Genomic DNA, 22,246 nt, shown 5'->3' with positions numbered 1-22,246 from the left:
GATGGCTTAGTCGGGAATCAACGACTGTGGAGAACGAGACAAACCGTAGTAGTGTCGAAGTGACGAGGCGGCGTTCGGTGAAACAGTAATTCTACCTACGTGAGTGGTAGAGAAATCTCGATATAGGTATTTTTGTCTATATTTTGAGTAGCAGAGGAACGATGAACAAATTCAATGAAATTTTTTTAGACTTAGAAAAGAAAATCTTAGACAAAGAGTATCCTCCTCATACTTTACTACCCAGTGAAAATCAATTGATCAAAATTTATGGTGTTTCACGGGAAACAATTCGTAAAGCACTTAATCTATTGACGACAGAAGGATATATTCAAAAGAAACAAGGAAAAGGATCGATCGTTTTAGACCGAAATCGTTTTGATTTCCCGATTGCTGGACTAACAAGTTATAAGGAACTCCAAGAAAATCAACATATCCCGAGTGAAACGATCGTAAAAACACTTGAAGAAACTGTAGTCGACAACGAATTACACAAAGTAACTGGCTGGGCAGTCAATACACCTGTCTGGCATTTAGTCCGCCAAAGAAAAATCAATGGCGAAGTCGTGATTTTAGATCGGGATTATTTATTAAAAGAAACCGTACCTACTTTAACCAAGGAACAAGCAGCCAATTCGATTTATGAATACTTTGAAAATGAGCTAGATCTCTCCATTGCCTATGCCCAAAAAGAAATCACTGTCGAACCAATCGATGCCAGTATTTCAGAGTCGATGGACCTCCATGACGATCCTTATGTCGTAATTGTCCGTGGCCTCGTTTATTTAGAAAATACTGAATGCTTCGAATACACTGAATCGATCCACCGCCTCGACAAATTCCGGTTCGTGGAATTTGCACGAAGAAGAAGGTTGTGAGAAAGCCGTTCAGCTCCGAGTAGTAAGACGGAACGTGAGAAAATAGCTTCTCATATTTTTTCACGTTTTGACTTACTATTGAAGGAGTTGGCTTTCGAACACCGTTTATCTAGGTTGTGAAAGAAGCGATTAACACTAAGGCAGAAGACAGAAAAATCGAAAATGGCTGTTTCATTTTTGATTTTTTTGGCTTGTGACCGAAGTGTTGCTTCTTGAACACCGTTTATCAAGGTTGTAAGAAAAGCGTCCTGACCTGAACAGTAAGATAGGAAATTGAAAAATAGCTTCTCATATTTTTCAAATTTTTTAGCTTAATGTTGAAGGTCAGCTTTTCGAACACCGTTTATCAAGGTTGTGAAAAAGCCCAGTAGCTCAACGTAATTAGGTAGCAAGTAAAACCTGTTCGTTAAATTTCCGCTAAATTGCTAGGCTATCCTCCCTACTTAAAGCAGATTGTTTGCTTCTATTTCAGATGGCAGTATGATTAGGAGACAAAGGGGGCTGTATCAATGAGTAAACCAACCGACACAAACAAAGAGGACTTAAAAGAAACATTATCTCCGATTTCTTATGCAGTGACACAAGAAAACGCCACAGAACGTCCATTTACTGGAGAATACGACGATTTTTATGAAAAAGGGATCTATGTCGATATTGTCAGTGGCGAACCGCTTTTCAGTTCTGCAGAGAAATATGATGCAGGCTGTGGCTGGCCAGCTTTCAGCCAACCCATCAGCAGAAAAGACGTCAAAGAAAAAGCGGATTTTTCTCACGGGATGCACCGAGTCGAAGTAAGAAGTAATGAAGCCGACTCCCATCTTGGACATGTTTTTAATGATGGACCCGCAGATAAAGGTGGCTTACGCTATTGCATCAACTCTGCTGCCTTGAAGTTTATCCCTTATGAAGAAATGGATGCTGCTGGTTACAGTGAATATAAATCAATTGTCGAATAAGTCGAATGTGATAAAATCACATCGCTCCGAAAAATAAGCCTGAACCTCCGGAAATTGTTCTAATTTCTGGAGGTTCAGGCTTATTTTTGAAGGTGCGCTATAACTTTTATATGATCAAGATCCTTAATACTCGTGCCCATGGAGATTGCCCACTTCTTCAAAACCAGCAGCCTTCCCCTTTTGATGAAAGATTTCTTGCTTGTTTTCTCGGACAATCAAGGTCATCTCTGTACTCGCTTTTTCACGGATGATCCGACTCATTTGACCTTGTTGTGGCGCCATCAACGCATGCCCTTCTTTTGCTAACACTTGCATTTCTAGTTCAATATTTTTTTGCTGTATTCGAATGATCAGATGCTCCTCTTCACGGAAAATCTCCGAAATTTTAGCTCCATCATACGTGGATAAGCGATATTCTTCCCCACCGACTTGCAAAATCGAAATGATTCCTAAAAAACGAAAACCTAAAAACGGGATCTCTGCTGCGGAAAAGAAAAAGCGAGCATCCGAATCGCTAAACTGATTGCATTGGACCCATAAATAGGTTGCGGGAAAGGAACTTCCCCAGTCCTTTTCTAAATATCCGATTCCATTTGTAAAATCAATCAATTGACCGTTCCAACTCAACGTTCCTTCTAACGAATGCTTCATGCTTAAAATTCCGTGATAGCATTCCATAAAAGATAAATAAGAGAAAGGTCCCATGATACTCGGGGCATAGCGACTCCTTTTTAACGGAGTAAACTCTCCATAAGAAATCGTTCCTTCAATCGTCAATGAGGGGCTACGTAAAGCTAGTGTGATTCCTTCCTCACTAAATGTATTCTCACCGATTTTCACAAATAAACGATCTTCGCTTGCCATGAAGACTTCACGATCAAAATGAAAGACTTCCGAAGACTCATGATTGATCACTTGGATAAACGGGCACTTTTCTCCTTGTTCTCCAATGGAGTAACCCGGAATAAATGCGTAGACTTCATCGCCGATTTGATGCTTAAAATACCAACCTTCAAAGAACGGCGCTTTTTTCGTTTCACCATGATAAAACTTATCCGTTGTAATCACTTCGTCCACTCCCTTCAACTAGATTAAGTTTACCATGTTTTTTTATAGCTTCTAGCAGATACGCTTGACTCTAGGTCATGAACTAATGTAACCAGAAAAAACACATGATTCGTTTCTTGCTACTCGGATCATGTGTTTTTGATTTTATTCACCTAGATACAGTTGTCCACGATTTTAGGACAAAAGATCTGGCCATTTTTTCAACGCCTGATTGACTGCGCCAATCGGAAAGCCGACAATACTATAGTAATCGCCAGAAATCGACTCTACGAAAGCCCCTGCGTAACTTTGAATGCCGTACGCCCCAGCTTTATCACGGTGATCGCCAGTTGCTAGATAGCGCTCGATCTCTTCATCGGTCAATTCCTAAAAAGTGACTGATGCTTGGGAAAGGATGCACTCTTCTTGAGTCCCATCAGTTATTACGACGGCTGTGTAGACGTCGTGTGTCGTACCACTGAATTTGCGTAACATCCGTTTTGCCCCTTCATCATCCTCCGGTTTACCAAGGATTTCGTTTCCTAGAACTACGGTAGTATCACTAGCAATGACTAACGTTTCTTCATTATTTTGTACAGCAGCTGCTTTTTCTGCTGCCATTCGTTGGACATAAGCAACTGGGTCTTCTTTTAGCTTAGGCGTTTCATCAATATCTGCCGGTTGGATCGAAAATGCTGGCACTAATCTTCCGAGTAATTCTTTTCTTCTAGGCGACTGTGAAGCCAATACTATTTTCATCAAAAACTTCCTTTCCGAATCTCGCGGATCAATGCGGATCTTGGATTCGTTTAAACATTCGTTCCATGTCGGAATTCGTAAAGTGGATCAATACCGGACGACCATGAGGGCAGTTGAATGGATTCTCACATTTTGCTAAGTCTTTTAATAAGACCCTCGCTTGTGCTTCGTTCAAGTAGTGATTCGCTTTGATCGAGCGTTTACAGCTCATCATGATTGCTGTGGCTTCTCTGAATTTCTTCACACTTACTTCACCCGTTGTCAATAACATGTCGATCATCCCTTGAATGATCGATTCTTCTTCCCCACTTGGATACCATGTCGGATGCGCTCGCACGATAAAACTATTCTGACCAAATTCTTCCAGATAAATGCCTGCCTCTTCCAATAGTTCTTTCTTCTCTTTTAGCTTGATTGCATCACTATTAGGATAGTCTAAAACAAAAGGCACGAGTAATTCTTGCAAATCATCTGAAACATCGCCGATTTTTTCACGGAAATATTCATATTTGATCCGCTCTTGCGCAGCATGTTGGTCAATGATGTATAAGCCTTCATTGCTTTGAGCAAATAAATAGGTTCCATGCATTTGGCCAAAATATTCAAGATGTGGGAAGCGTTGTGTTGGTACTTCCTGCTCGACTTTACTGATTGCTTTCTCCAACATTCGGCTATCTTGACTCATGTCAAACTCGGGATGCAACTTGGTTTCTTCTTGCTCAAATCTTGGTTCTTCCTCTATGCTTTTCTCTTCTACTGATGCTGTTCGTTCTTCTTGTACTGAGTAGTTATCAACAGTGGATAAATGATTTTGTTGAAAGTTATCCACTAGTTTTTCTACAAAGTTATCAACACTTTCACCAGAGTTATCCACCGTTTTTTCCTCTTTTTCTGGATAATTCAGTGTATCTTCAGAAAAAACAGAAGAGTTTTCAACATTTTCCACAGACTTATCAACAGGATAGGTTGATTTTTGTGGATTTTCTTCAACGTAAAATGTACCTGTCTGGCGATCGAAATTTAAACTTTGGGGTTTCTTTGGTGGTTCCTCAAACGCATAAGAAAGATCGATTTCGATTTGTTCCGTTTTAGGTTGATCGGCGATTTTTTTCTTGAAACGTAAATTGTCTGCTGCACTAGGAATCAGATTTTCTTGACTTAGTGCTTGTTGAATCGCTTGTGCAATCAATTCAGTCAATTCTTTTTCCTTCGATAGACGAACTTCTTGCTTCGTTGGATGAACATTCACATCGACAAGCAACGGGTCCATTTTGACTTCTAAAACAGCGATTGGAAAACGACCAACCATCAGTTTAGAACCATAACCTGCCACGATTGCTTTGTTCAAGGAAAAGTTCTTGATAAAACGACCATTGATGATCGTTGAAAGATAATTACGACTCGCACGAGTGACTTCTGGTAAAGAAATGTAACCAGAAACTTCAAAATCTAGATCTTTTGCTTCAACCTTCAACATTTTTTTCGCTGTCGCCAAACCATAGATTCCGGCAATCGTTTGTTTCAAATCTCCGTTACCAGCTGTTGCTAACATCTTGTTGCCATCATGGACTAAGCGAAAAGCGATGTCGGGATGGCTCAATGCTAGTCGATTGACGATATCGCCTATATTTGCCAATTCCGTTTGTAATGTCTTGACGTATTTTAACCGTGCAGGCGTGTTAAAAAACAAATTGCTCACTGTGATTTTCGTACCTTGTCTCAATGGAGCAGGGCGATGTGTCAACACTTCCCCACCTTTTAATTCAAGATAGGTCCCTTGTGTTTCATCTTGATTGGCTGTCTCGATCGTCAATTCAGAGACAGAAGCAATACTAGGAAGAGCTTCCCCTCGGAACCCTAATGTCCGAATGCGGAACAAGTCATCACGGTTATGGATTTTACTCGTCGCGTGACGTTTGAACGCATTTTCAACGTCTTCTGCTAAGATTCCTTCACCGTTATCGATGATTTGGATTTTTCGTAAACCGGCTTCTTCTACGAGAATATCGATTTGAGAGCTATGGGCATCAATGGCATTTTCAACAAGTTCTTTCACCACAGAAGCAGGTCGTTCAACGACTTCTCCTGCGGCGATTTGATTGGCCAAGCGTTCGGATAATTCTTGGATCTTCGCCATCGATCAGCACCTTCTTCCTATAATTGTTTTTGCAGTTCGTACAATTTATTCAACGCATCCATTGGCGTCATTTCTAGTAGGTTCAACTGTTTCAATGCAGCAATGATTTGTGTTTCAGCTTCCGTTGCTTCACCAAATAAAGATAGTTGTTGACTCTCTTCATTGACCTGCTGGCTTGGTTGAGTTGTTTGTGTCATTGGATAGTCGCTTTTTTTCGTGACAGATGCTTCAAGTGCCGAGACATGGTGTGTCGTTTCTCCTGATTCTAAAAAGGCTAAGATCGCAGAGGCACGTGACAATAATTCATCTGGTAGACCCGCAATCTTAGCTACATGGATCCCGTAGCTTTTATCTGCTGGACCGTCCATCATCTTGTGTAAAAATACCACATCGCCATCTTTTTCGACTGCACCAACATGGACATTTTTCAATTGCGGCAATTCCGTATCAAGCACTGTCAACTCATGATAGTGCGTAGAAAACAATGTCTTGGCTTCAACATGTTGATGGATATACTCAATGATAGCTTGTGCTAATGCCATACCATCGTAAGTGGCTGTTCCTCGACCGAGTTCATCAAATAAAATCAAACTGTTCGGTGTCGCATGGCGCAACGCTTGGTTGGCTTCCATCATTTCTACCATAAAGGTACTTTGTCCTGCAATCAAATCATCACTTGCACCGATTCGAGTAAAGATTCGATCAAAAATCGGCAGCACTGCTTTTTGCGCCGGAACAAAACAGCCCATCTGTGCCATCAATACCGTCAATGCCAACTGTCGCATATACGTACTTTTACCAGACATATTTGGCCCAGTGATCAACAAGATCATTTCTTCTTCCGACATGATCACACTATTTGGAATGTATTCTTGATGTCCTAATACTTTTTCTACCACCGGATGACGTCCTTCTTCGATCACCAATGTTTTTTTGTTCGTTAATTCTGGACGAACATATTGATAACGTTCACTGATCGTTGCAAAACTTTGTAAGACGTCTACAGTACTCAATGATTTTGCTAAGGTTTGCAATGGCTGGATTGCTTTTTTCACTTCTTCTCTAACAGCTAAAAAGAGTTGGTATTCTAGATCTACTGATTTTTCTTCCGCTTCTAGAATCTGTGTTTCTAATTCTTTTAATTCAGGTGTGATAAATCGTTCTGCATTGGCTAAGGTTTGTTTACGTTCATATTTTTCCAGTTCAGCATTCATCAAATTCGCTTTCGTGATTTCAATATAGTAACCAAACACTCGATTAAACCCAACTTTTAAATTTTTGATCCCTGTACTTTGGCGTTCGCGCGCTTCTAATTCTGCTAACCACTGTTTGCCATTTCTCATCGCAGAACGATAGGTGTCTAGCTGTTCATTGAAGCCATCTTTGATGACGTTTCCTTCAGTGATTTGTAAAGGTGCATCCTCTTGGATCGCTTGTTCGATCAGTTCCACTAATGAATCCATTGGCTGCATATCTGTTAATAACTCTGACCATTGTCCTTGATCGATGCCTTCAATCAACCCGCGAATCATCGGTACTTGCTGCAATGATGTTTTTAACTGGATCAAATCTCGACCATTGACGTTACCAAATGCGACACGTCCAGCTAAACGTTCTAAATCATAGACTTTCGTCAACGCACTCTGTAAATCAAGACGTTCAAAATAACTATTGATCAGCGATGCCACCATTTCTTGCCGAGCATTGATTTGATGGGATTGGATCAGCGGACGATCAAGCCATTGTTTTAGCAAACGTCCCCCCATTGCTGTTTTGGTTTCATCTAATAACCACAGAAGCGTGCCATGTTTTTTTCCAGTACGGATCGACTGGCTTAATTCTAAATTGAATTTAGAATAATAATCCATCTTCAAGAAATGATCTGGTTGGTATTCGACCGCTTTTTGGATATGTGCCAAACTTCTTTTTTGGGTGACTGCTAAATAAGTAAGTAACTTTCCAGTCGCTTCCTTTTCTAATTCATCCGTCAACTCACTCGTTAGAAAATTGAATTCTGCATTTTCTTCTATACTTTCTTGTTTTGAGAAGACTAAGCCAAGTCTTGTGCTTAGTTGTTCATATAACGTTTCACTGATCTCTGTTCCTAGAATCAATTCTTTTGTTTGTAACGCGGAAGTTTCGTTCAAGACAGCTTCTTCATCAAGTAAGCGGGCTGTTTTTAATTCACCTGTACTCAAATCAGCATAAGCAAACCCAAAAGCGGAACCTTGATTAACTACTGCCGTCAGAAAGTTGTTGTCTTTGGCTGATAATCCTTTACTATCCATCACTGTTCCAGGAGTCACTAATTGCACGACTTCTCGTTTGACCATGCCTTTGGTCGTCTTTGGATCTTCGACTTGTTCACAAATCGCTACTTTGTATCCTTTTTCGATCAAACTGTCGATATATCCTTGTGCAGAATGATGCGGTACCCCACACATCGGAATTGGATCATCCGCATTACGATTTCGACTAGTTAATGTCAGTTCTAAGATTTGTGCTGCTTTGACAGCATCTTCATAAAATAATTCATAAAAATCTCCGAGACGATAGAACAAAAAAGCATCTTGGTATTGTGCCTTGATGCTTAGATATTGTTCCATCATTGGAGTGTTCTTAGTTTTTTGAGGCATTATGCTCCTCCTCTACATACTCATTGATTTCATTTTGGATCATTTGAGTCAAGTGTTGCAATAACTCATTTGCTTCCATCAATTGACGGCGGTAAGCGATCACTAAAGGATATTCGTCGATAGATTGCGTCAAGACTTCGATCCGTTTGATCGCTTCTTTTTCTGCTTCTTTTTGTCCATAATGCGCATATTGTGCGGCATCTTTTTGCGCTTGCTTCAATGCTTCTGTTTGTTGATTCAAGTAACGACTATGTTTCACTTTATGTTCCAATTCCTGATAACGTGTGATCGTTTCATTCTTCTTTAAAAGAGTCGCCAATTGGTCGACTTCTAATTGGATCGTCGTTTTGTCCTGCACATTCCCTCTCGCTTTCTATTCTCTGTAAGGGCGGTCATCGTTGATTTGGATCAATTGGATATCTTTTGCCTGTCCCGTCTGGTCGTCGATGTCCAAGATACAACCACTTAAAAGCCCTCGACCTTGTTCCACCACTTCAAAACGCTTTGGTAAAGCCGTTAAAAATTTTTCAATCACTGGTTCACGGCGCATCCCTAAAATTCCATCATATGGACCCGTCATACCGACATCCGTCAAATACGCCGTTCCTTGTGGCAAGATTCGCGCATCGTTCGTTTGAACGTGCGTGTGTGTACCGACTACAGCAGATACTTTTCCATCTAAAAACCAGCCCATTGCTTGTTTTTCACTCGTCGTTTCTCCATGAAAATCAACAAAAATGATCGGTGTTCTTTTCCGAGCTTCTTCGACTAACTCGGTCATTTTACGAAATGGATCATCTAAATCAACCATAAATGAACGAGCTTGCATATTGATGACCGCCAGTTCCAATTGATTGACTTTGACAAAAACGATTCCTTGCCCAGGCGTTCCTTCTGGAAAATTTGCTGGACGAACCATTTTTTTCGCATCATCGATAAATTCAAAAATATCACGATTGTCCCACGTATGATTCCCCATCGTCACGACATCTACGCCATCTTGCAGAAACTTTTTATAGATTTTCTCTGTGATCCCACGACCTGAAGCCGCATTCTCACCATTCACGATCGTCATTTGTGGACGATATTTTTTCTTCAAGCGAGGGAGATATTCTGTGATCATTTCTCTACCCATCGCACCTACTACATCACCAATAAACAATACCCGCACACGATTTCCTCTTCTCTTCTAACGTATCTTATATTATAAGTGTTTTAGTAAAGAAAGGAAAGAGGTTGTAAAAGAAGCTCTTTTCTAGAATATCAAGAAAGGGTATTTTGAACTAACTAGCATCAGCTTTTTATAACTTTATTCTCTAACTATGTAAATTGATCAAAATTTATTTTTTAATTCTTTTTACTAAGTAAACAATAGACAGGGCTAAACCTATGAAGAACATGAACCAAAACAGCAATTTCAAAACCAAAACGACGTGTACGATGATGGCGTATCGTTTATGTATCATACAAAAACCATAAGAAGAGAGGGCATTCCATCAGAAAAATCCTGTTGCATGCCCTCTTTTTAACTAAAATTATTGTTGTATGATGTTTATGACCTAAATCAAAGCTAACTCTTTCAATGCCTTCCAAATACCATCTTGATCATTCGTATCTGTCACCATTTTTGCTTCCGCTTGGACTTCTGGTACGGCATTCCCCATTGCCACCCCAATGCCAGACATACGAAGCATTTCGCGATCATTTTGTCCGTCACCAAAACTGATGACGTCTTCTGGCGCAATCCCTACTCGATTGGCTAGGTTCATGATCGTTACCGCTTTGGAACCATCGTGTGGCACCACATCGACACTATTTTCGTGCCAGCGAACAAAACGGATACGATCGTAAGCGCTGAATTGTTGGTCATAAGAGTGATCAAAGAAAGCTAACGCTTGATACACATCCTGTTTTTCAACAAAGTATTCGTCCAATTCTGGTAAGTGTGCACCAAATGAATGCATCGCATCTTCCATCATATCGATACGATTAGATGAAAAGCGTTTGATTGAATCTAAACTAACAAATGCGGTATCAATAGCCTTTTCTTGTGCTTCTTGAATAAATTTGTGTAATTGTTCTTGATCCAGCAAATTTTTATAGACTTGTTCATGATCCAAAAATCCGGCTGCACCGTTACATAGAATATAATTGCTAAATGCTAGATCACGGATAACTTCTTGTGCGTGAAAGCGACTACGCCCTGTAGCAATCGTCACTAAATGTCCATCTTTACGTAGTTTTTCCAAGGCTTCCCTTGTACTATCCAACGCCTGTTTGTTGGAATCTAACAACGTGCCGTCGATATCAAAAGCAATTAATTTGCGTGTCATTCTATCTCGCCTCTCTATAAATACTTACTTGCTTCTCTCGTTGCAAGCTTGCTTAATTCTTTTGTCAATTGTTCTTTTACCCAAAGTGGATTTGTTTTGCTATAGTCCCGCAACGCCCAACCAATAGCCTTTTGAATAAAAAATTCCTTTGTTGAACGATCTGCATCAATCGCTCGTTCGAGTAGAGCGACATCTGTCTGTTCTTTAAACCCTAGTTGCAAGGTGATCGCAATTCGTCTTAACCAAAAGTCTTCTTGACCTTCAAATAATTTGAAAACCGCCTCAACTTCTTGGTGAAGTTTTCCCCACGTGCTGTAGACTTTTTGCCAAGAATCGATACTGTCCCACCATTCCTTCTGTGAGACAAGCTCAAGTAACCATACTAAGTTATCAAAAGAAAGACGTTTGACGTTCTTTTGGACTAAATCGATCGCTAAATACTGATACTCACGTTCTTCCTGCATATAATAATCTTTTACTAATAAAAGTAAGTCTGAAATAGGTATCTTCTGGCTTTCTTTTAAAAGAGCCTTTTGTAGTAACGCTCTTTCTGGCTTAGGAACTCCTGCAAATCGGAAATGATGCTTCATGTAAGCTTCCATCTGCTGAGCTTTTTCTTTATTATTCGGGAAAACAATTGTCTCCAAGGGATGGCCTCCTTCGATTTTTAAAGGAACGAACTAGTCAACATAGGATGATTTTGATTGATTCAACCATGCATAACCTAAACCAATGACTAAACCACCACCAACGTAATTCCCAATCAACGCAAAGGATAGATTGTGGATCACATTACCAACAGTCATCGCATCCATCTGCCCACCTGAAACAAAATAAGCTAATGTAAATGCCGGGAAGTTGGCAATAACGTGTTCATAGCCTAAAAAAGCAAAAATGAAAATAATGAAAACAATCGCTAAGACTTTCCCTGCATCATCTTTCATTCGCATACTAATCAATACCGCTGTATTTACTACAATGTTGGCAAACATTGCCTCCACCAAAATAGTTGTTGTCGGTTTCGTCAATTTGACTGCAATCGACTCTAACATATAATTATCCATGGGCAGATCTTGGAATGGTGTTGTCAAGGAAATTAAAAAGCCAAATAATACCCCACCAATCAAGTTAAATAAAATACAAGTAAACAGAATTTTTGCAGCTAGACCTAATTTTAACCGCTTACGTTGGACCCCGACCGACATATAAAGCATATTTGAGGTACCAAGTTCAGCATTCATGTATAAAATCATGACTAACGACCAACTAAACATAAACGCATAAAGTATCTTTCCAAATCCATGAGCAATATGCTCACCTTTGATCGCAATCGAAAAAGCAACAGCAGTTCCAAGTGTCAAGAACAAACTGGCTAATAAAGCACGCACGGCATACCGGGCGTAACTATTTCCGATCAAATCAACTTTCTTTTCGATTGATGCCTCAATCTTTTCAAACAACGGTGATACTGGGTTCATCTCTTTTCTCCTTTAAGATTTGTTCAATTATTTTCATGCTTTTGGCATATACCCTCTTATTCTATAGACAGAACTGGGGTTTGTAAAGCTTTTTTGCTACTTATTCTCTTGACATTGATAGGTCATATCGCTTATACTGTAGTTCGTGTAAAATAATGCAGCAGAAAAATAATAACTCGTCCCTAGTTTGTTGCCCCGCTTCGGGTTCAATTGTGTAACCGCGGCTGCAAAGGTGAAGATTGAAGAACAAACTATACGATTATGAATTTTTTAACGGATTATTTTACTCCAAAAAATATAGTTATCTATTGGAGGAAATTTTAATGTCTCGTTATACAGGACCATCATGGAAAATTTCTCGTCGCCTAGGTATTTCATTATCTGGCACAGGAAAAGAATTAGCACGTCGCCCTTACGCTCCAGGTCAACATGGACCAAACAGCCGTGGCAAACAATCAGAATACGGTATGCAATTAACTGAAAAACAAAAATTACGTCATATGTACGGTATGAACGAACGTCAATTCCGTAACTTGTTCGTTAAAGCAAGCAAAATCAAAGAAGGTAAACACGGGGTTAACTTCATGATCTTACTAGAACAACGTTTAGACAATGTTGTTTATCGTTTAGGTCTTGCAACTACTCGTCGTCAAGCACGTCAATTAGTTAACCATGGTCATATCATGGTTGATGGCAAACGTGTTGATATCCCTTCATACCACGTTGCAGTTGGTCAAGTGATTTCAGTTCGTGAAAAATCACAAAACATCTCAACTGTAAAAGAAGCAGTTGAAGCAACTGTTGGACGTCCAGCATTCGTAAGCTTTGACGCTGAAAAATTAGAAGGTTCATTGACTCGTTTACCAGAACGTGACGAATTGTACCCAGAAATCGACGAAGCACTTGTCGTTGAATACTACAACCAAAGCCTATAATTCAAAAAACTTTGGTACAAAAAAACCGGCTATCTTTTGGATAGCTGGTTTTTTTTAGGTTGCGAAAGAAGCGCTCAACACTAAGGCATAAGCCAGAAAAATCGAAAATGGCTGTTTCATTTTTGATTTTTTTGGCTTATGTCCGAAGTGTTGCTTTTTGAACACCGTTTATCAAGGTTGCAAAAAATCCGATTAGCTCCAAGTAATAAGAAATAATGTCCCCGTGTCTTTTCTTCGCTCGGACACACATAAAAAGATAGACCTCAAAACAACGTACGTATTTCGTTGAGTCGAGTGTTATCTTTTTATGTTGGCTTTAGCAGGTTCAGGTGCATCCATGACTCGAACAATAGCAAGAGAAATCAATTTGTATTCGCTACTTGGGTGATAAAACAGCGAAGTTTTTGATATTCTCAATTGTTCTCTGAAGATACAGCTTTTAACTGCCACTTCCCACTTGATTTAGACGAGGAAAAGAACATGTCCTCTACAGTGTGATGCTTCAAATTTCATAAACTGTCTCGCATCATTGTTTTTCCAATGAAATGTCTCCTTTAAGCAAGCAACTGCTTAATTTCTCCCTTTATCAATGGTGGATAGACATGTTAACTTGTCACTTTCACAGTTGCTGATTATTGGCACATTCATTCGTCAAACAGCTTTTTGTTACCCATGGCAAATCGATGAATGTTCACTGGCCGTTTCAACCAACAAACCAGTTCATTGACTAGGTTGGGCACCTATCTGTAGAAAGATCATGAATGATCATCCTCATTTTTCTATGTGCCAAAATATAGTTGATTATGTTATATAAAAATTATATCACGTATCAAAACACTTGCTATTCATACTTTTTCTCACATTTGGAAATATTTTTGTACTCTTACTTCTTATGTGCTTTTTCAAAATATATCATAAAGAGACTTTACATTTATTTTCTCTTCCTCTATAATTTCGTTAACTACAAAAATAAATAAGGTTAACGAAAGGAGAACGGATGACAAAATCATTAAAAGAACTTATACTCGTTGCCGAATTTGCTGCAATCATTGCAGTTCTCTCACAATTTGTTATTCCATTAGGATTGATTCCACTTACTGGTCAGACTTTTGCGATTGGCTTGACCGCCACGTTTCTTGGGAAACGTGCTGGTACTCTCGCAGTTTGTATGTACCTCTTATTAGGCTTGATCGGACTTCCCGTCTTTTCTGGCATGACTGGGGGAATGGGCATCTTATTCGGACCATCTGGTGGCTACCTTTTTGGTTTTATTCTTCAGTCTTTCGTAATTGGTTGGTGGATTGAGAAGACTAATTCTCGCTTTTTCCATGCTTGGTGTGCCAATCTATTTGGCTCTCTTCTTGCTTTATCTGTAGGAACTCTTTGGTTATCGTTTAGTAGTCATTTGTCTATTCAAACTGCTCTATTGAGTGGGTTCTTCCCCTTCTTGTTACCAGAGTTGCTCAAAAGTACGGGAGCAGCTTATGTTGGCACTACTTTAAGAAAAAGATTACGATTCAACATTCAAAAATTAGTTTAAAAAATTAATAGGATAAAAAAAGAAAAACTTTAAAAATAAGCGATATCCGCTAAATAGAGCAACTATTTTTTGGCGGATATCGCTTATTCTCATAGCCAGACACTTCTATAATCATCCAGTTATACCATTTCATTTTTCACTATCAGCTTATTATTCGTCGTATAGATGAAGGACAGAAAGAAAACAAAGGCTTGCAGTGGGAAGATCACCATTCGCTCCGTCAACCCTAAAATATTCCATCCTTGTGCCATTCCAATTGGATTCAATGCGCCAAAAAAAGTGATCAATATGGCGGTAGCAATACATATTTTTCCTAACGTACGTAGTTTTTCTTGTTTAAGATAACCAAATCCAATAAGGAATAAAGACGATATAGTAGTAAATACGACAATGATCGTCACAACAATATGCATCGTATTTTGGGAATTCATATCCGCCTTATCGCCTGTCAATGGAAATAGTTTATAGCCTACCACTGTAGTGCTTGCCATCACAAGAAAAATCAGATAACCGATCCGAGTCATCCCATGATACTTTTCAAAGGCGTTCACGACCATTCCAATGACAAACAGTAAAAAGCCTATACCATAGATAAGCAGGATCATATTCAATAAATTCGCATTTGGCGCACCAACGGCGGTTAAAGAACTGATGTCTGTCGTGATTGGATCATATGATTCCCAAAGGTATTGCCCAAGAAACACATGTACAAAATAAGCAACTACACTAACCATTCCAAGAGGCATCAACCAATCGATCACTTTCATACGTTTCCCCCACTTATTCTTCTTTCAGCTATTTAAGCAACCATCCACCATCGATTGGAACGATTGCTCCATGGATATAACTCGCTTGAGGCGTCGCAAGAAATAACGTCAATTCTGCCACTTCTTCCGGCTGTGCCCAACGCTTAACAGGCGTTTCTTCTGCGACCCATTTGGCCATCTCTCCGTCACCTGCAAAATCAGCTGCATTCATCGGTGTTTGGATGGCGCCTGGTGCGATGGCTTTTACACGGATCCCTTGCGCAGCATAATCAAGGGCTAATTGCTTTGTGAACCCAATAATGGCATGTTTGGCACTCGTATACGCGATCCCACCACCGCCAGCCACCATACCTGCAATGGAGGCCATATTGATGATCGTTCCCGTTTGCTGTTCGAGCATATCAGGCAACACTTGTTTTGTTAATCGAAAGAGACTTCTTACGTTGACCTCATAGATCCGATCCCAAAGTGTTTCGTCTGTGTCTAATAAAGGCTTGTAGCCATCAAGAATCCCTGCGGTATTCAATAAGATTGAAATATCGCCGACTTTTTCATGACACGTAGTGACCGCTTGTTCAATCACTTCTTTTTGTGAAATATCACCGAGAAATGAGATAAAATGCGTAGGATATTTTATGGCTAGTTCTTCCATCTTACCTAATTTCAAATCCACACCAAATACTTTCGCTCCTTGATTTAAAAAAGCTTCTGCTTGTGCAGCACCGATTCCTTGAGCGGCACCTGTCACAAAGACGACTTGACTCGCTAAGTCCGGATAATGATTCGTCATTCAACGATCATCCAATCTTCTGCTAGAATATCGCAAACGGTTGGCGCAAAGCTAGAAAATCCTTCGTCGCTCGTTTTGATCAGAAAATAAGGCGTTACTGGACAACCATCAAATTCATCATCGGATACTAGAACAACATATAATTCAAATCCACTCCAACCTTTTCTAATAACCTTTGCACCTGTTTTTAACTGTGGCAATACTTCTTCAAATGTCATGATTTTTTCTCTCTTTCTTTATTTGGATTTCTTTGATTTTATCAAATAAACGGATATAATCCGAGAGTTCAAGTTCATCTGTGACGATGAAATAGTCTAGATCCGCCCAAGGTTTGCGATGGATCTTGCTTGTGGATAGTAATAGATCGACCTCTCTTCCTCGATAATCCGCTGGTAAAAAGTACAACTGATACTCCTCTCTGAAAAAGTACCTTAGGTTTTCTTTTAGTAATTCTTCTTCAAAAAGAGGAAAGTCTGTCATCAGTAAAATAGTGACTTTTGGTAATTGTCGATCAAAAACACGCATCGTTTTTAACACGGTTAGATACCTTCGCATCAAGAAAGTCGCATTCTCATAGACCCACTCGTCTGCACGTTGTGTTGCACGATTGAAAAAATTCAGCAACCATTGTTTCAATGACTCATTTTCACTAACGAAGTGTCTAGAAAAATTGCTACCTTCCCCATCAACCATTTCCTTCGCATGAGGAAATAAGTACGCGAACAGATGACTACTTAGCAAATAGTTCTCTGCTTCTTTGGTGAATGATTCCTCGGTCAACTGCTTTTCTTCACAGTATGCTGCTAACGCATTCTTCATTTCTAATAGAGCTATAAAAGGAGCGGTTTGTTGTTTTCGGTGAAAAGCAAAAATCTGCTTACGGATTCCTGACGATTGATAGTATTCTTCTCTGGTCATCAGCACTAGAAATAGTGCACCTAATTCTTCTTTCCCTTGGAAATAGTTTGGAAAAAAAGGCGCCATCCACTGACTGAATGCTTCAAAGAGTGGATTTTTTTCAATCAACTGTCGTTTTTTATTATTTAAAACCACGAAATGTTTTTGTGATTTACGTAAGAAAAATGCACCTAACATATACTCTAATCGCCGTTTCTTGATCTCATTCAACCGAACATCAAAAAACTGTAAAATCTGGTCAGCAATTTGTTTGACGTCCTGTTGTGGAATAGTTTCGAAGGGCCAAACTTTACCACGAAATAACTGCCAAAAAGTCATATGTAGGTATAATCGAATGATTTCTTCTTCCCCACACGCAATATAGCTTCCTCTTTTGAGTTGGATACCATACCTCGAAAATTGTTCTTTCCAATCATTGATTTTCCGATGAGCAGTTGACTCACTAATATAATGCTTTTGTGAGAATTGATAGAGCGTATGAAATTCTTCAAAAAAAATGTCGTGCAATAGCTGGTATTTAAGCGTACTTTGCACGAGGTAAATCAAAAAGCGTTCACGTTCAATAGGATCCAGAGAATCATAGAAATGATAACCCGATCGATGATTCTTCGTAAATAAAGATTGCTCTTTTCCACTGAATAATTGATAATTTTTGATCAATTCAACTAAATATCTGGTTACACTTCGTGCGTCTAGTTGAACCTTTTGTGCAAGTTGTGCCGCTGTGTGCCCTACCTGATCCTCAAAGCTTTCGAGTAAGAGCACCTTGTAATATAAGTCTTTGTCAAAACGTTTTAAGTACTCAGAAGACAAATACAACGACTTCACCCCTTATCGACTATTTTCCTCATTGTAGCATATAATCCTTATTGAAACACCAAAACAGACAAGCTAAGGAGGCATTCAATTACAGTAATCCCCTTCTTTTTGTAGACGATTCACTCATCGTGCATAGTGCGATTATTCGTTCCATTTCAGTTTCATTTTTTCTGAAATTTTCAAAAAATGTTTGTTGATAGCAACAATATTTGATAAAATTCACTATTTATTTTTGATATATTTATAGTTAGGGTTGGTGTTTTGTGTCATAGGGTTTTATCAATGTGTCGACTGTTGCTCGGATTTCTTTCTATAAAGAAGTCGTTTTTTATTTTGCACTTATCACGACAACAGAAGTACACCTCTTACGGAACACTTCACCCGCTGTGTTGTTGTTTCTTTTTTATATTTCAATAAATTAATGGAGGGTATTATGGATTATTCACTTATGACCCGTCTAGCGGCGGAACTACTTGGTACAGCATTATTGATCGTTTTAGGTAATGGTGCTGTCGCAAACGTAGATTTAAAAGGAACAAAAGGATATGGCAGTGACTGGATGCTGATTGCTGTTGGTTATGGTTTTGGTGTGATGATGCCAGCAATGATTTTTGGTGGCATTAGCGGAAATCATATCAATCCGGCATTTACGATCGCTTTAGCCTCTAATGGTTTATTCCCTTGGGCAGAAGTCGTGCCTTATATCGTTGCACAATTACTTGGAGCAGCTCTTGGACAATTGATCGTGGTCGCTTGTTATAAACCTTACTATGATCAAACTGAAGATGTAAACCATGTCTTAGGAACTTTCTCAACTATCAACAGTGTTGGTTCTAAATTCAATGGTTTCGTCAACGAATTCTTCGGTTCATTCGTTTTATTCTTTGGCGCGTTAGGTATCACAAAAGCACCTTTCTTCCAAGATAACTTAGGAACAGCTCACTTAGCTCTTGGTTTCTTAGTTTGGACATTGGTCGCTTCACTAGGTGGTCCTACAGGCCCTGGATTGAACCCAGCACGTGACTTTGCACCTCGTTTGGTTCATGCGTTGTTACCATTGAAACATAAAGGTTCTTCACAATGGGATTACGCTTGGGTTCCAGTTATTGCACCAATTTGTGCCGGTGTTGTAGCAGTATTTGTCTACAAAGCATTATTTATGGCATAAAATTAATGAGTACTATAAAAACGGAAATCTTTGGAAGCAATTCCTTAGATTTCCGTTTTTTATTGATTTCAAAACTAAAATCATCCTCTGATTGGCTTAATATCCTTTAAATCATCTTGATGCCAGTTTCTTTGTTTATCGGATATCTTCAATACTTTTTTTTAATCAAGGACAGGTGGCACCTTAGCCAATCGGCATCACTCATACTTTACTTTTTGGCTTGGTACTCTTCGTGATTGGCATGATAAGTTTTATCTTTATCAAAAATAAGAATAAAATCTCGGTTAGATAAATCAATACAAAAAACCGAAGTGTATAACCATTCGCTTCGGAGCAGTTTCTACTATAGAGTAACAAAGAATATTCTTATCGTATATCCCCCTAAATAAGGGTAGGATAGGGTCGTAGTTTGTACATCAAAGAGAGAATTTAATCATTATGGACACAAGTAAGACAAAAAAACGATTAAGAATCCATTTAGACAAGTGAATTGAAAAAAGAAGTTGGCAGCTTATTATCTGATGTAACGCTAGATTACACGATCGATGAAGTAAAACCAAAAAATATATGAAAAACCACCAAGTGTCATCTAAATCGATACTTGGTGGTCTTCAAATTTTCAGTAAGCAATCACTGTTACTGCTTGTTCAAACTCTTTTTTTAAATGTTGTAACTGGTATTCTTTAAATTCTGGACGATGCGTTCGTAATAATACGCGTAATTTCATTGGATTGTAACGATCAATCAATTGATATTCATCGATAAAATCTCGTGTCAATTGCCATTCGTAATAATAGCCAAACGGCCGACAACTATACGTCGTTCCTTGGAGTACTTTATCCTCAAACCGTCGATGTGTATGCCCAAAGACGACTTGTTGAAGATTATCGTATTGATCGAGTAGTTTTCCAAATGAAGCTGAACCTAAGAACGCATTGAGTTGGTTCCAACGTTCATAAGGCGCGTTTTGGTAAACAATGAATTCTTGTTTTGGGACAAAATGTGTTGATAAGATCACATTCATTTTCTTTTTGTGTAGCGTATCCAATAATGATCGTGTTGCTTCTACTACTCGATCATTCACTTCTAGATCCGTTCCATCTCGCTCAATCAAGCGGTCATACCAGTACAAACGCTTCATCCGAACGATTTTCTTCACGTCTTTTTCTTCTGAGAATTGGTAATCATACCAACCGTTGATGCCTAATAACACGGTTTTCTCATTTAATGGAATATAGCGCTCATTCAAAAAATGGACGTCTGGAAAATGACTGATCATTGCTTCGCCAGTAACATCGGCTAACTCATGATTGCCAAAATGGAAAGTCGTTGGTAGTCGCTCTGCAAAAAATTCAGCGACTGCGACACAACGATCGACTTTATTGGCGGTATCCCCAGCCAAATGAAGCCGAGTAATCTTTTTTTGTTGTAAGACTTCCCATAAGAGCATTAATTCAGCTTCGCCAAATTGATTGATGTCCACATGTAAGTCACTGATGATCGCTAAATTTCCCATTCTTTTTCCTTCTAAATCTTAGATAGTTGATGTGACGATTTGGAGGTTATTTTTGATAATTCCTCCTGGTCCTTTCAGTTGCAGACTCTTGTAAGTTGGTTCTACTGCTAACGTCGTCGGATTATCCAAATAAACGAGTGCGCTTTTCTTGATTTTGATTGGTCCCATTTGGGTATCGACTACTTCAGAATATAAGCTTAGATCTGCCGATGTTTCTTTTTCTACAATAATCAGACGAAAAGAAGTATCGATTTGGCAAGTGATCCGGCTATTCGCAAATGGTCCATCTCCGTCTTCTACATCTAGCAATAATTGTTCATTGTCATTCACTTTTCCACGAAGCAGTTCTTCCGCTTCTTTTGATACGATAAATTCCATCTTAATCACCTCAATTTTAGCTTAATGATTTTTGTACGAAGTTGCAACTAACTTGTTTTTGGGTGACCTTCCAACCAAGCTTTTTTGGTAATTCCTTTAAGAACGATTGAAATAATTTCTCCTTTTTCTCGTTTTGCATCAGGAATCACAGCTTCTTCTCTCATTCCTAACTTGTCCATCACTCGTCCCGATTTACTATTTTTCGTATTATGATAAGCAAAGATCCTTACGAGATCCATTTTTTCAAAGCCCAATTTCAGAAGCGCTTTTCCAGCTTCCGGCATGATTCCTTTTCCCCAATACTTTTTATTTAAAGCGTAACCTAATTCAGCCGTATCATCGCCTTCTTGTATCCGCAAATCGATCGTACCAATCATCTTGCGGTTTTCTTTCCATTCAATAGCATATTTTCCAAGCGGTGATGCCATAAAAAAATTCGCAACACTGATTTTTGTATCTTCGATCGACTGATGTCGAGGGAAAACAAAGCGGGTCGTTTCTACATCATGGGCATATTCAAATATATCTTCTACGTCTTCCAATGTGATTGGTCTTAAAATCAGACGTTCCGTTTCTATGACACGATTTTCTGCAAACACTAAGTTTCGATTGATCAATAATTCCATGTGCATCCCCTACTTTTTTCTTTAGTTTAAATTACTGTATCGAAATTCACGGAAAGAAGCAAGACAAAACTTAATATCTCCTTAAAATAACAGATTAACTATAGATAAGCGAAAAAACTTAAACAATTGCTGAAAAAGAATAATTATTTGTTCACGATTTATTAACAAATTTTAGCTATTGTTATCTTAACAACTAAACAAGCGCTGGAGGTCTTACTTATGACAGAGTATATAAAAAGCATTTACTTTATTGAAGAAACGCAGAACATTGAAGGATCTTATATTGAAGTCAAAACACTATTTGTTGATGAAGACAAAGAAAAAGCATTGTCGATCTATCACAAATTAGCAAAGAAAAAACCAAACTACTTCGGATTGATTTTAAGTGAGTACAAAATCAAAGCGGAAGATAGTTATTTTTATCAACTTTTGAAACGTTGGTCAAAACTGCCAGCTGACTTTTATCGTCAAGTCAAGATCGTCAATTATCAAGCATTAGCCGAAACACATGCTTGATTCTATGCTTTAAGCTTTCTCTAAGGTTCGCCTTGTATCCTTTAATCAAATC

21 protein-coding genes and 1 pseudogene are annotated in these 22,246 nt (G+C 38.9%); 6 read left to right on the top strand and 16 right to left on the bottom strand.

Annotated elements, in window-relative coordinates; all coding sequences use genetic code 11:
- The first annotated feature begins 161 nt into the window (after positions 1–161).
- Positions 162–875, top strand: coding sequence for a trehalose operon repressor (treR, locus tag ACH0AK_RS00970; protein ID WP_010734394.1), 714 nt, complete (start codon positions 162–164; stop codon positions 873–875).
- Positions 876–1,384: 509 nt separating this feature from the next.
- The gene (msrB, locus tag ACH0AK_RS00965; RefSeq protein WP_010734395.1) at positions 1,385–1,831 is read left to right on the top strand and encodes a peptide-methionine (R)-S-oxide reductase MsrB; all 447 of its coding nucleotides are present in this window, start codon (positions 1,385–1,387) and stop codon (positions 1,829–1,831) included.
- Positions 1,832–1,954: 123 nt separating this feature from the next.
- Here the strand turns inward: msrB and ACH0AK_RS00960 are convergent, their stop codons facing one another.
- The 9 genes and pseudogenes from ACH0AK_RS00960 to ACH0AK_RS00920 all read right to left on the bottom strand — a co-directional run bounded on the left by ACH0AK_RS00960 (position 1,955) and on the right by ACH0AK_RS00920 (position 12,221).
- Positions 1,955–2,899, bottom strand: coding sequence for a tocopherol cyclase family protein (locus ACH0AK_RS00960; RefSeq protein ID WP_010734396.1), 945 nt, complete (start codon positions 2,897–2,899; stop codon positions 1,955–1,957).
- A gap of 174 nt (positions 2,900–3,073) precedes the next feature.
- A pseudogene (locus ACH0AK_RS00955) lies at positions 3,074–3,637 on the bottom strand (Maf family protein).
- A gap of 28 nt (positions 3,638–3,665) precedes the next feature.
- Positions 3,666–5,774, bottom strand: coding sequence for a DNA mismatch repair endonuclease MutL (mutL, locus tag ACH0AK_RS00950; protein ID WP_023518928.1), 2,109 nt, complete (start codon positions 5,772–5,774; stop codon positions 3,666–3,668).
- Positions 5,775–5,791: 17 nt separating this feature from the next.
- The gene (gene mutS / locus ACH0AK_RS00945) at positions 5,792–8,380 is read right to left on the bottom strand and encodes a DNA mismatch repair protein MutS (RefSeq protein WP_409335022.1); all 2,589 of its coding nucleotides are present in this window, start codon (positions 8,378–8,380) and stop codon (positions 5,792–5,794) included.
- 13 nt (positions 8,381–8,393) lie between these two features.
- Positions 8,394–8,768, bottom strand: a complete 375-nt coding sequence (locus ACH0AK_RS00940; protein ID WP_023518926.1) for a YlbF family regulator — start codon at positions 8,766–8,768, stop codon at positions 8,394–8,396.
- A gap of 15 nt (positions 8,769–8,783) precedes the next feature.
- Complete coding sequence (locus tag ACH0AK_RS00935; RefSeq protein ID WP_023518925.1) at positions 8,784–9,581, bottom strand: TIGR00282 family metallophosphoesterase; 798 nt, start codon at positions 9,579–9,581, stop codon at positions 8,784–8,786.
- 388 nt (positions 9,582–9,969) lie between these two features.
- The gene (locus ACH0AK_RS00930) at positions 9,970–10,743 is read right to left on the bottom strand and encodes an HAD family hydrolase (RefSeq protein ID WP_023518924.1); all 774 of its coding nucleotides are present in this window, start codon (positions 10,741–10,743) and stop codon (positions 9,970–9,972) included.
- A 14-nt stretch (positions 10,744–10,757) separates the two neighbouring features.
- Positions 10,758–11,390, bottom strand: coding sequence for a DNA alkylation repair protein (locus ACH0AK_RS00925; protein WP_010734404.1), 633 nt, complete (start codon positions 11,388–11,390; stop codon positions 10,758–10,760).
- 33 nt (positions 11,391–11,423) lie between these two features.
- Positions 11,424–12,221, bottom strand: a complete 798-nt coding sequence (locus tag ACH0AK_RS00920) for a formate/nitrite transporter family protein (protein ID WP_010734405.1) — start codon at positions 12,219–12,221, stop codon at positions 11,424–11,426.
- 323 nt (positions 12,222–12,544) lie between these two features.
- Here ACH0AK_RS00920 and rpsD point away from each other — a divergent pair, with 323 nt between their 5' ends.
- Positions 12,545–13,156, top strand: coding sequence for a 30S ribosomal protein S4 (rpsD, locus tag ACH0AK_RS00915; protein ID WP_010734406.1), 612 nt, complete (start codon positions 12,545–12,547; stop codon positions 13,154–13,156).
- Positions 13,157–14,153: 997 nt separating this feature from the next.
- Positions 14,154–14,696 carry a biotin transporter BioY gene (locus tag ACH0AK_RS00910; protein ID WP_010734407.1) on the top strand — a complete coding sequence of 181 codons (543 nt, stop codon included), beginning with the start codon at positions 14,154–14,156 and terminating at the stop codon, positions 14,694–14,696.
- A 119-nt stretch (positions 14,697–14,815) separates the two neighbouring features.
- On the opposite strand, the gene ACH0AK_RS00905 is transcribed toward ACH0AK_RS00910, so the two are convergent.
- Genes ACH0AK_RS00905 through ACH0AK_RS00890 form a run of 4 tightly spaced genes read right to left on the bottom strand, consistent with a single transcriptional unit; the run spans position 14,816 to position 17,990 of the window.
- The gene (locus tag ACH0AK_RS00905) at positions 14,816–15,463 is read right to left on the bottom strand and encodes a DUF998 domain-containing protein (protein WP_096081307.1); all 648 of its coding nucleotides are present in this window, start codon (positions 15,461–15,463) and stop codon (positions 14,816–14,818) included.
- Between the two features lie 28 nt (positions 15,464–15,491).
- Positions 15,492–16,253: a 3-oxoacyl-ACP reductase gene (locus tag ACH0AK_RS00900; protein ID WP_153829974.1), complete on the bottom strand. Its 762-nt coding sequence runs from the start codon at positions 16,251–16,253 to the stop codon at positions 15,492–15,494.
- A complete protein-coding gene (locus ACH0AK_RS00895; RefSeq protein ID WP_010734410.1) occupies positions 16,250–16,471 on the bottom strand; it encodes a DUF2829 domain-containing protein in 222 nt (73 codons plus the stop codon). The genes ACH0AK_RS00900 and ACH0AK_RS00895 overlap by 4 nt, the downstream gene beginning before the upstream one ends.
- Complete coding sequence (locus ACH0AK_RS00890) at positions 16,461–17,990, bottom strand: helix-turn-helix domain-containing protein (protein ID WP_023518920.1); 1,530 nt, start codon at positions 17,988–17,990, stop codon at positions 16,461–16,463. Before ACH0AK_RS00890 ends, ACH0AK_RS00895 begins: the two co-directional genes overlap by 11 nt.
- A gap of 433 nt (positions 17,991–18,423) precedes the next feature.
- Here ACH0AK_RS00890 and ACH0AK_RS00885 point away from each other — a divergent pair, with 433 nt between their 5' ends.
- Positions 18,424–19,158: an MIP/aquaporin family protein gene (locus ACH0AK_RS00885; protein ID WP_010734412.1), complete on the top strand. Its 735-nt coding sequence runs from the start codon at positions 18,424–18,426 to the stop codon at positions 19,156–19,158.
- Positions 19,159–19,777: 619 nt separating this feature from the next.
- On the opposite strand, the gene ACH0AK_RS00880 is transcribed toward ACH0AK_RS00885, so the two are convergent.
- The 3 genes from ACH0AK_RS00880 to ACH0AK_RS00870 are packed head-to-tail and all read right to left on the bottom strand — an operon-like array spanning position 19,778 to position 21,678.
- Positions 19,778–20,674, bottom strand: a complete 897-nt coding sequence (locus tag ACH0AK_RS00880) for a metallophosphoesterase (protein ID WP_023518919.1) — start codon at positions 20,672–20,674, stop codon at positions 19,778–19,780.
- 18 nt (positions 20,675–20,692) lie between these two features.
- Positions 20,693–21,052: an iron-sulfur cluster biosynthesis family protein gene (locus ACH0AK_RS00875; RefSeq protein WP_010734414.1), complete on the bottom strand. Its 360-nt coding sequence runs from the start codon at positions 21,050–21,052 to the stop codon at positions 20,693–20,695.
- A 47-nt stretch (positions 21,053–21,099) separates the two neighbouring features.
- Positions 21,100–21,678 carry a GNAT family N-acetyltransferase gene (locus tag ACH0AK_RS00870; protein WP_010734415.1) on the bottom strand — a complete coding sequence of 193 codons (579 nt, stop codon included), beginning with the start codon at positions 21,676–21,678 and terminating at the stop codon, positions 21,100–21,102.
- Between the two features lie 219 nt (positions 21,679–21,897).
- Between ACH0AK_RS00870 and ACH0AK_RS00865 the strand changes: the two genes are divergently transcribed.
- Complete coding sequence (locus tag ACH0AK_RS00865; RefSeq protein WP_010734416.1) at positions 21,898–22,194, top strand: hypothetical protein; 297 nt, start codon at positions 21,898–21,900, stop codon at positions 22,192–22,194.
- The last annotated feature ends 52 nt before the right edge of the window (positions 22,195–22,246 follow it).

This window comes from Enterococcus pernyi, from assembly GCF_045371165.1.
Taxonomy (GTDB): Bacteria; Bacillota; Bacilli; order Lactobacillales; family Enterococcaceae; genus Enterococcus_B; species Enterococcus_B pernyi.
The sequence above is the reverse complement of the archived record's forward strand: the minus strand, read 5'-3'. Positions and strand labels throughout refer to the sequence as shown.

Bases quoted from the DNA above. Each gene is read 5' to 3' on its own strand.
- treR (WP_010734394.1), top strand. From the start codon at position 162: ATGAACAAATTCAATGAAATTTTTTTAGACTTAGAAAAGAAAATCTTA.
- msrB (WP_010734395.1), top strand. From the start codon at position 1,385: ATGAGTAAACCAACCGACACAAACAAAGAGGACTTAAAAGAAACATTA.
- mutL (WP_023518928.1), bottom strand. From the start codon at position 5,774: ATGGCGAAGATCCAAGAATTATCCGAACGCTTGGCCAATCAAATCGCC.
- mutS (WP_409335022.1), bottom strand. From the start codon at position 8,380: ATGGAACAATATCTAAGCATCAAGGCACAATACCAAGATGCTTTTTTG.
- ACH0AK_RS00930 (WP_023518924.1), bottom strand. From the start codon at position 10,743: ATGACACGCAAATTAATTGCTTTTGATATCGACGGCACGTTGTTAGAT.
- ACH0AK_RS00920 (WP_010734405.1), bottom strand. From the start codon at position 12,221: ATGAACCCAGTATCACCGTTGTTTGAAAAGATTGAGGCATCAATCGAA.
- rpsD (WP_010734406.1), top strand. From the start codon at position 12,545: ATGTCTCGTTATACAGGACCATCATGGAAAATTTCTCGTCGCCTAGGT.
- ACH0AK_RS00910 (WP_010734407.1), top strand. From the start codon at position 14,154: ATGACAAAATCATTAAAAGAACTTATACTCGTTGCCGAATTTGCTGCA.
- ACH0AK_RS00905 (WP_096081307.1), bottom strand. From the start codon at position 15,463: ATGAAAGTGATCGATTGGTTGATGCCTCTTGGAATGGTTAGTGTAGTT.
- ACH0AK_RS00900 (WP_153829974.1), bottom strand. From the start codon at position 16,253: ATGACGAATCATTATCCGGACTTAGCGAGTCAAGTCGTCTTTGTGACA.
- ACH0AK_RS00895 (WP_010734410.1), bottom strand. From the start codon at position 16,471: ATGACATTTGAAGAAGTATTGCCACAGTTAAAAACAGGTGCAAAGGTT.
- ACH0AK_RS00885 (WP_010734412.1), top strand. From the start codon at position 18,424: ATGGATTATTCACTTATGACCCGTCTAGCGGCGGAACTACTTGGTACA.
- ACH0AK_RS00880 (WP_023518919.1), bottom strand. From the start codon at position 20,674: ATGGGAAATTTAGCGATCATCAGTGACTTACATGTGGACATCAATCAA.
- ACH0AK_RS00875 (WP_010734414.1), bottom strand. From the start codon at position 21,052: ATGGAATTTATCGTATCAAAAGAAGCGGAAGAACTGCTTCGTGGAAAA.
- ACH0AK_RS00870 (WP_010734415.1), bottom strand. From the start codon at position 21,678: ATGGAATTATTGATCAATCGAAACTTAGTGTTTGCAGAAAATCGTGTC.
- ACH0AK_RS00865 (WP_010734416.1), top strand. From the start codon at position 21,898: ATGACAGAGTATATAAAAAGCATTTACTTTATTGAAGAAACGCAGAAC.